The sequence below is a fragment of the Pseudomonas syringae KCTC 12500 genome (genome assembly GCF_000507185.2).
Classification (GTDB): Bacteria; Pseudomonadota; Gammaproteobacteria; order Pseudomonadales; family Pseudomonadaceae; genus Aquipseudomonas; species Aquipseudomonas syringae.
This window is the reverse complement of sequence record NZ_AYTM02000002.1, coordinates 724,726-734,820: the sequence shown is the minus strand read 5'-3', so window position 1 is coordinate 734,820 and position 10,095 is coordinate 724,726. Positions and strand designations below refer to the sequence as shown.

Below are 10,095 nucleotides of genomic sequence, written 5' to 3'. Positions count from 1 at the left end.
TAAAAAAGGCTGCCAGTTGGCAGCCCTTTTCTCAGAACCCGTTTCATTTTTGATGAGGTGGGTTCAGCTTTTATTGCAACTCCGCGGGATGCAAATCAATCCCAGCTCAAAGCTCCACCTGTCTGATACTCAATAACCCGCGTCTCAAAGAAGTTCTTCTCTTTCTTCAAGTCCATGATCTCGCTCATCCAAGGGAACGGGTTGGTCGTCCCTGGATACTCTTCCTTCAAGCCAATCTGGCTCAGGCGGCGGTTAGCGATGAATTTCAGATAGTCTTCCATCATCGCAGCGTTCATGCCGAGTACGCCGCGGGGCATGGTGTCGCGGGCGTATTCGATTTCCAGCTGGGTGCCTTGCAGGATCATCTGCGTGGCTTCTTCTTTCATCTCGGCATCCCACAGGTGCGGGTTTTCGATTTTGATCTGGTTGATCACGTCGATGCCGAAGTTCAGGTGCATGGACTCGTCGCGCAAGATGTACTGGAACTGCTCGGCGACGCCGGTCATTTTGTTGCGGCGGCCCATGGAGAGGATCTGGGTGAAGCCGCAGTAGAAGAAGATGCCTTCCAGTACGCAGTAGTAGGCGATCAGGTTGCGCAGCAGCTCTTTGTCGGTTTCGACGGTGCCGGTTTCGAACTTCGGATCGGAGATCGAACGGGTGTACTTCAGGCCCCAGGCTGCTTTTTTGGCGACCGACGGAATCTCGTGGTACATGTTGAAGATCTCGCCTTCATCCATGGCCAGCGATTCGATGCAGTACTGGTAGGCGTGGGTGTGGATCGCCTCTTCGAAGGCCTGGCGCAGGATGTACTGGCGGCACTCCGGGTTGGTGATCAGGCGGTACACGGCCAGCACCAGGTTGTTGGCAACCAACGAGTCGGCAGTGGAGAAGAAGCCCAGGTTGCGCATGACGATGCGGCGCTCGTCGTCGGTCAGGCCTTCCGGGTTTTTCCAGAGGGCGATGTCGGCGGTCATGTTGACTTCTTGCGGCATCCAGTGGTTTGCGCAACCGTCCAGATACTTCTGCCAGGCCCAGTCGTACTTGAAAGGTACGAGCTGGTTGAGGTCGGCGCGGCAGTTGATCATCATTTTTTCGTCAACGGCGACACGGGCGCTGGCGCCTTCGAGCTCGGCCAGGCCTTCTGCGACGTCCAGTGCGTCCAGCGCTTTCTTGGCGCGGATCAGGGCAGCGGAGTCGGCGGCGGTTACGGCGCGGGCTTCCTGTGCAGCCAGGCCACCGGCGCTATCGAGGCGATCCATGTTGGCTTCGTTGGCATGACCGGCGTTGGTCGCTTTGGCGACTACTTCGCCGTCTTCCTTATCGAATTCGTCCCAGCTCAGCATGGTGTACTTCTCCTGCTTGAGGGTCAGTCGGGTGGACTGGCCTGTTGGATCTAGAGGGTGTGTTGCTTGCTTTTCAGGTGTGGCGCGCAAGGAACATGAATTTTTGGCTTTCGGGGCCTTTGGGTGAGGAGGAGGGTGGCAAGGGGATGTGTATCCTTGCCGGCCTCTTCGCGGACAAGTCCGCTCCTACAGGTACAGCGTCAGGCTTGTTGGCCTCTCGCTCCCACAGGGTTGTGTTTCTCCTGTGGGGGCGAGGCGGGTTGCCTTACTGGCAAGCCTCACAATCCGGCTCGTCGATCGCGCAAGCTTTTGGCACTGGGGCCGGGCCGGCAGGTGCTGCTTCGGTTGGACGCGGGGCGGTGATCGCCGAGTCGTCCGGGCCGTGGCCGCCGCTCGATACTGCGTTGAGCTTGCCGGTGTTGACGGTGGACTTCTCGGTGCTGGTCGCGGCCAGGGCACGGAGGTAGTAAGTGGTTTTCAGACCACGGTACCAGGCCATGCGGTAGGTCACGTCCAGCTTCTTGCCCGAAGCGCCAGCGATGTACAGGTTCAGCGACTGAGCCTGGTCGATCCACTTCTGACGACGGCTTGCTGCATCGACGATCCACTTGGTGTCCACTTCGAAGGCAGTCGCGTAAAGCTCCTTGAGCTCCTGCGGGATGCGCTCGATCTGCTGTACCGAACCGTCGTAGTACTTCAGGTCGTTGATCATGACCGAGTCCCACAGGTCGCGGGCCTTGAGGTCGCGAACCAGATACGGGTTGATCACGGTGAATTCGCCGGACAGGTTCGATTTCACGTAGAGGTTCTGATAGGTCGGTTCGATCGACTGCGACACGCCAGTGATGTTGGCGATGGTGGCGGTCGGTGCGATGGCCATGATGTTCGAGTTACGGATACCTTTCTGCACACGGGCACGAACCGGCGCCCAGTCCAGGGTTTCCTTCAGGTCGACGCTGATGTACTTCTCGCCACGCTGCTCGATCAGGATCTGTTGCGAATCCAGCGGCAGGATGCCCTTGGACCACAGCGAACCCTGGAACGTCTCGTAGGCACCGCGCTCGTCGGCCAGGTCACAGGACGCCTGGATCGCGTAGTAGCTGACCGCTTCCATGGAGGTGTCGGCGAACTGCACGGCAGCATCGGAACCGTACGGGATGTGTTGCAGGTACAGCGCGTCCTGGAAGCCCATGATGCCCAGGCCGACCGGACGGTGACGCAGGTTGGAGTTCTTGGCCTGCGGTACCGAGTAGTAGTTGATGTCGATCACGTTATCGAGCATGCGCACGGCTACATCGACGGTGCGCTTGAGCTTGTCGGTGTCCAGCTTGCCGTCGACGATGTGGTTCGGCAGGTTGATCGAGCCCAGGTTGCAGACCGCGATCTCGTCCTTGTTGGTGTTCAGGGTGATCTCGGTGCACAGGTTCGAGCTGTGAACCACGCCCACGTGCTGCTGCGGGCTGCGCAGGTTGCACGGGTCCTTGAAGGTCAGCCAAGGATGGCCGGTTTCGAACAGCATCGAGAGCATCTTGCGCCACAGATCCTTGGCCTGGATGGTCTTGAACAGTTTGATCTTGCCTGGGTATTCGGTCAGCGCTTCGTAGTACTCGTAACGCTCCTGGAAGGCCTTGCCGGTCAGGTCGTGCAGGTCTGGTACTTCGGAGGGCGAGAACAGGGTCCACGGGCCGTCGTCGAAGACGCGCTTCATGAACAGGTCAGGGATCCAGTTGGCGGTGTTCATGTCGTGGGTACGACGACGGTCATCACCGGTGTTCTTGCGCAGCTCGATGAACTCTTCGATGTCCATGTGCCAGGTTTCCAGGTAGGCACAGACAGCGCCCTTGCGCTTGCCGCCCTGGTTGACCGCAACGGCGGTGTCGTTGACCACTTTCAGGAACGGTACGACGCCTTGCGACTTGCCGTTGGTGCCCTTGATGTACGAGCCCAGCGCACGAACCGGCGTCCAGTCGTTACCCAGGCCGCCTGCGAATTTGGACAGCATGGCGTTGTCGTGGATCGCGTGGTAAATGCCCGACAGGTCATCCGGCACGGTGGTCAGGTAGCAGCTGGACAGCTGTGGACGCAGGGTGCCGGCGTTGAACAGGGTCGGGGTCGACGACATGTAGTCGAACGACGACAGCAGGTTGTAGAACTCGATGGCGCGGTCTTCACGGGCTTTCTCTTCGATTGCCAGGCCCATGGCCACACGCATGAAGAAGATCTGCGGCAGTTCGAAACGCACGCCATCCTTGTGGATGAAGTAACGGTCGTACAGGGTTTGCAGGCCCAGGTAGGTGAACTGCTGATCACGCTCGTGGTTGATCGCCTTGCCGAGTTTTTCGAGGTCGAATTCGGCCAGCACAGGGTTGAGCAGTTCGAACTTGATACCGGCGGTGACGTAGGCAGGCAGCGCCTTGGCGTACAGGTCGGCCATTTCGTGGTGGGTGGCGCTGTCGGCGACACCGAGGAAACCCAGGCCTTCGGCGCGCAGGGTGTCCATCAGCAGGCGGGCGGTGACGAACGAGTAGTTCGGCTCGCGCTCGACCAGGGTACGGGCGGTCATCACCAGCGCGGTGTTGACGTCTTTCAGGGCCACGCCGTCGTACAGGTTTTTCAGGGTTTCGGTCTGGATCAGGTCGGCGTCGACTTCAGCCAGGCCTTCGCACGCTTCGGTGACGATGGTGTTCAGGCGACCCATGTCCAGCGGCGCAAAGCTGCCGTCGGCGCGGGTGATGCGGATCGACGGGTGAGCCTGGACCTGCTCTTCGGGGGCGCGAACGGCACGCTCCTTGGCGCGCGAGTCACGGTAGATGACGTAGTCGCGAGCCACTTTCTGCTCGCCGGCACGCATCAGTGCCAGTTCGACCTGATCCTGGATTTCTTCGATGTGGATGGTGCCGCCCGAAGGCATGCGACGCTTGAACGTGGCGCTGACCTGTTCGGTCAGGCGGGCAACGGTGTCATGGATGCGCGACGAGGCAGCAGCATTGCCGCCTTCAACTGCAAGAAACGCCTTGGTGATGGCAACGGTGATCTTGTCGTCCGTGTAGGGAACGACAGTACCGTTACGCTTGATCACGCGCAGTTGACCGGGGGCAGTGGCAGACAGATCCTGCTGGGTCTGGCTTGCCTGCGGCGCGCCGGTCGGCGAGTTCTCGCGAGTTGTGTCTGTTTGCATGTGTGACTCCACGTTCTTTAAGTTTGTTCGGGCATTGCTGCCCACCATTTCGTTTAGAGCAGTCAGTCGCAAAAGGCGACCAAAGGGCTCCAAAACGAAGGTGAAAGCGGGGTGCTGTCGCCGCTTCCAGGTTTTGAAGCCAAAAAGGACCGGGCTATGCCCGATCCTTCGAAAATCTGATCAAGAGTGCGTGTTCGATGTTGCAAAACGTGTACGGGATGGCTCTGGCTCATGCGCGAGCGTCTTGGTGCCTAAACTGGCTTGAAGTTCAACCCCTCAGACGCAACAAAAATGCTTGAATTTCCCATTTGAGTTGTGCTGGCGTTTTTATTCAAAACCCCACATGTAGGGTGTGTCTCGTCGCCGGGCTACAAGATAATGCGTTTTGGACATGAATTGCAACGCACCGCTTGTGGATAAAGTGTGTGTAGTTTGTGTATGAATCGCACACCTTGCGTGTAGGCCGCATAACTACTGGATCGTGACCGTTTGTCACCGTTTTCTGTAGGCACTGGTGAGGCACTGCTGATTTTTAAGGGCGCGAACCCTATCACAAAAAAACACAGCTGAAAGGCCGTTCTGGCATGTCATGTGCTATGCCGCGTGCGGTGTCGTGTGATCCCCGCGAGGGTTGCTACACTGGCCTGCGACGTGGTGCCGCAACCCCTGCGTTGCAAAAACAAAAAACGGTCGATAACGACAAGGAAAGATGGCTGTGGAACCACACACCTGGCACGTGCTGATCGTCGAGGATGACCAGCGACTGGCCGAATTGACCCGTGATTACCTGCAGAGCCACGGCCTGCGCGTGAACATCGAAGGTGACGGCGCGCTGGCGTCGGCACGGATCATCGCTGAGCAGCCGGATCTGGTGATTCTTGACCTGATGCTGCCCGGCGAGGACGGTTTCAGCATCTGCCGCAGCGTGCGTGACCGTTACGACGGGCCGATTCTGATGCTCACCGCACGCACCGATGACACCGACCATATAGAAGGTCTCGATACCGGCGCCGACGATTTCGTCTGTAAACCGGTGCACCCGCGCGTGTTGTTGGCGCGTATCAAAGCCTTGCTACGCCGTAGTGAAGCGCCGCAGGTGCCGGCTGCCGAGCTGCGCCGTCTGGTGTTCGGCCCGCTGGTGGTGGACAACGCACTGCGTGAGGCCTGGTTGCGCGAGCAGAGCATCGAGCTGACCGGTGCCGAGTTCGACCTGCTGTGGCTGCTGGTGGCCAACGCCGGGCGCACGCTGTCGCGCGAAGAGATCTTCACCGCGTTGCGCGGCGTGGGGTACGACGGGCAGGATCGCTCCATCGATGTGCGTATCTCGCGTATCCGCCCGAAAATCGGCGACGACCCCATTCATCCGCGTCTGATCAAGACCGTGCGCAGCAAGGGCTATCTGTTTGTGCCCGAGGCCGCGCAGGACATGAGCGGCCACGTGTTCAGCGGCTGACCTGATGAATTCGATCTTTCTGCGCATCTACGGTGGCGTACTGGGCGTGTTGGTGCTGGTCGCGCTGCTCGGCGTGCTGGCCCTGCATGTGCTCAACCAGTCGCGCGGCGAGCAGTACCGCGAGCGCCTGGCTCATGGCACCTTTACGATCATGGCCGACAATCTGGTGCCGCTCGATGGCATCGAACGGCGCCGCGCCCTGGCGGTCTGGGAGCGTTTGCTGGGCATTCCCCTGAGTCTGCAAACCCTTGAGCAGGCTCACCTCGACAGCAGCGCACTGGGCCAACTGGCGCGCGGCAAGGTGGTGGTCGAACAGATCGGGCCGCACGCTGCCAGGGTTTATCGTCAGTTGAGCGACAAGGAGCCGCTGTTGCTGACCGGCGAAGTGCAGCAGATCACCGAACAGTTGGCGAGAGCCACTATTTACCTGCTGATCGATGAACTGGTGCGCTTTCCGGTCGACGAGCAACCGGCGCGCCTGCAGGCCCTGCGCAGCGACAAGGGGTTCGGTTTCGACCTGCACCTGCTGGCGCTGGATCAGGCGGATCTGGACGATGACCAGCGCCGCCGCGTCTATGAGGGCGATACGGTCATGGCACTGGGCAAGGGCGGCGATTCGATCCGCGTGCTGGCCGGGATCGTCGACACCAACTGGGTGCTGGAAATCGGTCCGCTGTACCAGATGAACCCTTACCCGTTGCATTGGCTGCTGCTGATCGCCTTGATGGGGCTGTGTCTGATCGGTCTGGTGGTGTACTTGCTGGTGCGGCGTCTGGAGCGACGGGTGCTGGAGCTGGAAGCGGCGGCCACGCAGATTGCTCAGGGCAGTTTGCAAACCCGCGTGCCGACCGAGGGCTCCGACTCGGTGGGGCGTGTGGCCGCGGCGTTCAACAGCATGGCCGAACACCTGCAGCGCTCATTGATGATCCAGCGCGAACTGGTGCGCGCGGTGTCCCACGAGTTGCGTACGCCGGTGGCGCGTCTGCGTTTCGGTCTGGAGATGGTCAGCGACGCCGCGACTCCCGAGGCGCGGCGCAAATACATGATCGGCATGGACAGCGATATCCAGGACCTCGACAAGCTGGTCGATGAGATGCTCACCTATGCGCGTCTTGAGCAGGGCGCGCCGACCTTGAACTTCCAGCGTGTCGATCTGGATGCGCTGATCGATCAGGTGATCGCCGAACTGGCGCCATTGCGCGCCAACGTAAGGGTTTCGCGGGGCGAATGCCTGAGGGCCGAAGAGGGCGAGGCTGCCTGGGTCGAGGGTGAGCCGCGCTACCTGCATCGCGCCGTGCAGAACCTGGTGAGCAACGCGCTGCGCCATGCCGACAACGAGGTGCGCATCAGCTATCGGCTGGAGGCGCAGCAGTGCCGTATCGACGTGGACGACGATGGTCCTGGCGTTCCGGAGCAGGCGTGGGAACAGATTTTCACGCCGTTCATGCGCATCGATGACAGCCGCACCCGAGCCTCGGGCGGGCATGGGCTGGGCCTGTCGATCGTGCGGCGGATCATCCATTGGCATGAAGGCCGCGCGCTGATCGGGCATAGCGTCAGCCTGGGCGGAGCATGCTTCAGCCTGTCTTGGCCGCGCACGCAGGTGCCGCGATGAGCTTGCCGTTGTTTGCCGGGCCATTTGCGCGATTCGGGCGGACCTTGCTGACGGCGGATGACGCGCGCCCGTTGATGACGTTGCCTGATCTGCTGCGCCCCGAGCGTCTTGATCAACTGCTGCTGACTGTTTACGGGCCGCAACTGATGCCTGATCAATTGCCTGTGCTGGTGTCGCAGTGGGCCAAGTTTTACTTCATGCAACTGATTCCGCCGGTGCTGGTCGCCAGCCTGGTGCATGACTGGCATTGGCCGTTGCAGCTTGGGCAGGTGGCGCTGGCGCTGGATGAGCGAGGCGTGCCGCGCGGTGTCAGGCTGGCGGGGGAGGGACGCGTCTGGCGGGGTATGCCGGTTGATCCGTTTCAGCGCTTTGCCGGGTTGCTCGATGACAATCTGCAGCCCTTCATTACTTCTCTGAGCGCTTATGGCGGACTGTCTGCCGCGGTGTTATGGAGCAGCGCCGGGGATTATCTGGAAGGCTGCCTTGCGCAACTGGCCACCTGCAGTGATGCGTCGCTGGCTGCCGGGCGGGCGCTGTTAAGCGAGAAGAAAAGGCCGGACGGGCGCGCCAATCCTCTGTTCCAGGCCGTGCGTTATGTGCCGCAGGCGCAGGGCGGTGAACCTCGCAGGCAAAGGCGTGTGTGCTGCCTGAGTCATCGGGTCGAGTGGGTTGGACGTTGCGAGCATTGTCCGCTGCCCGGCTGATCAACCTTCGACGGCGACCAGGCTCAACAGGTGGTCGTCCTGCACACTGAACTGACCGTCCAGCTCCTTGCCCGCATGCCACTCGCTGGACAGGTCGATCAGCAGTTGTAATCGGGCGTGGCCATCGGCGGACCATTCCAGCAGTTGCGCGTCTTCGAAGTAGAAGCGCTTGTGCACGATGGGGTAGAGCGCCTTGAACAGCGCTTCCTTGATCGAAAAGGTCAGGGTCACGCGCAGCGCGATCTGATCTTCCGGACCTGCCGCCATCTCTGCCAGCTCGGCCGCCGTCAGAATTTCCCCGGCCAGCCGCGAGGCGCGGTCGTGGCTCAGCAGGTTTTCCGTATCCAGCCCCAACCCTCGCCACTGCTGCTTATGCGCAACCACGGCAGCGGCCCAGCCGGTGCTGTGAGTGATCGAACCGCAGACATCAGCGGGCCAGATCGGCGCACGGTCTTCGCCCACTGCAGGGACATGCAGGCGGCCATCCAGCTGACGCATGGCTTCGCGGGCGCAGAGACGACCGGCGAGGAATTCAGTCTGGCGCTTGGCCACCGAACGCTGAATGCTCGCGGGCATTTGCAGCTCACAACGCTGAAAGTCGCCGTCGACCAGCTTGAGCGGATCAAAATGCCCACTCACGAGCAGCGCCCCCGGCAAGGCTTGCGGCAACGGCCAATGCCGGATCAGTTCCGGGCAGCAGATGGGGAGGTGGGATAGTCGAGTCATGGGCGGCATTTTGCCGGGGTAATGGGTTGGAGGGAAGGGCACAGTAAGTATCGTACCGACGCTCTGCGTCCTCTTGACGACGCAGAGCGTCGAGAACTGCATGCCCACGCTGGAGCGTGCGGAACGATGATCTCAACTATCGTGCGACGCTCTGCGTCGCATGCCTTTCCGGACGCTCCGCGTCCTCCCAGACTCGGGTGGACGCGCAGTGTCAGCTATGGCTCAACCAAATATCTTCTTGAAAAACACTTTCATGTCCGCCCAGGAGCTCTCATCGGCGGCCTTGTCGTAGCCGATGTCCGGGCCGCCGTGTTCGCCGTGGCTCAAGCGGTCGGCATCGGGGTTGGTGAAGCCGTGCTTGGCGCCGTCGATGCTGACGAATTTGTAGTCGGCCTTGGCGTCGTCCATTTCCTTCTTGAACGCGGTGACGTTTTCAGGGGTGACCATGCTGTCCTTGGCGCCGTGCTCGACCAGCATTGGCACCTTGATGCCCGGTTTTGCAGGAGTGTTGGTGACCAGTGCGCCGTGGAAACTCACCACGCCCAGCAGCGGTTCACCGCGGCGTGCTGCGTCGAGCACGATCTTGCCGCCGAAGCAGTAACCGATCGCTGCGATCTTTTTCGGATCGGTCTGTGGCTGCTTCTTCAATTGCTCCAGCCCGGCGTCAAAACGCTTGTCGGCGGCATCGCTGTCCTTCAGCGCGGCCTGCATGAAGGCCATCGCGTCTTTCGGGTGCTCGGTGTTCTTGCCTTCGCGGTACATGTCGATGGCCATTGCGCTGTAACCCAGAGCAGCCAGATCGCGAGCGCGGCGCTTGGCGTAGTCGTTCAGGCCCCACCATTCGTGAACCACCAGGACGCCAGGGCGCGGGCCTTTTACAGCGTCGTCGTAAGCGTAATAGCCCACCAGCTTGGTGCCGTCGGCACTTTTATAATCGATCTGCTCGGTCTTGATCGCCGCCTGGGCGAGGCCGGTCAGGCCCATCATGATCATTGCAATCCACACACGCATGGTCAGCTCCTTGTTGATGTTTTTAAGTCGCAAACAACCATAGCCGATTCTGCTGCACAGGGTGT

General features: G+C 60.8%; 7 protein-coding genes. 3 read left to right on the top strand and 4 right to left on the bottom strand.

From position 1 onward, the window contains the following. Positions 1-95: 95 nt before the first annotated feature. The gene (locus V476_RS03835; RefSeq protein ID WP_002554639.1) at positions 96-1,343 is read right to left on the bottom strand and encodes a ribonucleotide-diphosphate reductase subunit beta; all 1,248 of its coding nucleotides are present in this window, start codon (positions 1,341-1,343) and stop codon (positions 96-98) included. 265 nt (positions 1,344-1,608) lie between these two features. Beyond that, positions 1,609-4,521 (bottom strand): ribonucleoside-diphosphate reductase subunit alpha, encoded by a 2,913-nt coding sequence (locus V476_RS03830; protein ID WP_017279013.1) that lies wholly within the window; start codon positions 4,519-4,521, stop codon positions 1,609-1,611. Positions 4,522-5,230: 709 nt separating this feature from the next. On the opposite strand from V476_RS03830, the gene V476_RS03825 reads away from it, so the two are divergent. The 3 genes from V476_RS03825 to fhuF are packed head-to-tail and all read left to right on the top strand — an operon-like array spanning position 5,231 to position 8,293. Further along, positions 5,231-5,974 carry a response regulator gene (locus V476_RS03825; protein WP_003393712.1) on the top strand — a complete coding sequence of 248 codons (744 nt, stop codon included), beginning with the start codon at positions 5,231-5,233 and terminating at the stop codon, positions 5,972-5,974. A gap of 4 nt (positions 5,975-5,978) precedes the next feature. Then, positions 5,979-7,589: an ATP-binding protein gene (locus V476_RS03820; protein WP_017279015.1), complete on the top strand. Its 1,611-nt coding sequence runs from the start codon at positions 5,979-5,981 to the stop codon at positions 7,587-7,589. After that, on the top strand, positions 7,547-8,293 hold the full coding sequence (fhuF, locus tag V476_RS03815; RefSeq protein WP_024960042.1) for a siderophore-iron reductase FhuF: 747 nt from the start codon (positions 7,547-7,549) through the stop codon (positions 8,291-8,293). Before V476_RS03820 ends, fhuF begins: the two co-directional genes overlap by 43 nt. Here the strand turns inward: fhuF and V476_RS03810 are convergent, their stop codons facing one another. Both V476_RS03810 and V476_RS03805 read right to left on the bottom strand, forming a co-directional pair. After that, positions 8,294-9,019, bottom strand: a complete 726-nt coding sequence (locus V476_RS03810; protein WP_198699077.1) for a 4'-phosphopantetheinyl transferase family protein — start codon at positions 9,017-9,019, stop codon at positions 8,294-8,296. A gap of 222 nt (positions 9,020-9,241) precedes the next feature. Beyond that, positions 9,242-10,030 carry a dienelactone hydrolase family protein gene (locus V476_RS03805; protein WP_024960043.1) on the bottom strand — a complete coding sequence of 263 codons (789 nt, stop codon included), beginning with the start codon at positions 10,028-10,030 and terminating at the stop codon, positions 9,242-9,244. Positions 10,031-10,095 lie beyond the last annotated feature (65 nt).

Coding starts and splice junctions, on each gene's coding strand:
- V476_RS03820 (WP_017279015.1), top strand. CDS start 5,979: ATGAATTCGATCTTTCTGCGCATCTACGGTGGCGTACTGGGCGTGTTG.
- V476_RS03835 (WP_002554639.1), bottom strand. CDS start 1,343: ATGCTGAGCTGGGACGAATTCGATAAGGAAGACGGCGAAGTAGTCGCC.
- fhuF (WP_024960042.1), top strand. CDS start 7,547: ATGCTTCAGCCTGTCTTGGCCGCGCACGCAGGTGCCGCGATGAGCTTG.
- V476_RS03825 (WP_003393712.1), top strand. CDS start 5,231: ATGGCTGTGGAACCACACACCTGGCACGTGCTGATCGTCGAGGATGAC.
- V476_RS03810 (WP_198699077.1), bottom strand. CDS start 9,019: ATGACTCGACTATCCCACCTCCCCATCTGCTGCCCGGAACTGATCCGG.
- V476_RS03805 (WP_024960043.1), bottom strand. CDS start 10,030: ATGCGTGTGTGGATTGCAATGATCATGATGGGCCTGACCGGCCTCGCC.
- V476_RS03830 (WP_017279013.1), bottom strand. CDS start 4,521: ATGCAAACAGACACAACTCGCGAGAACTCGCCGACCGGCGCGCCGCAG.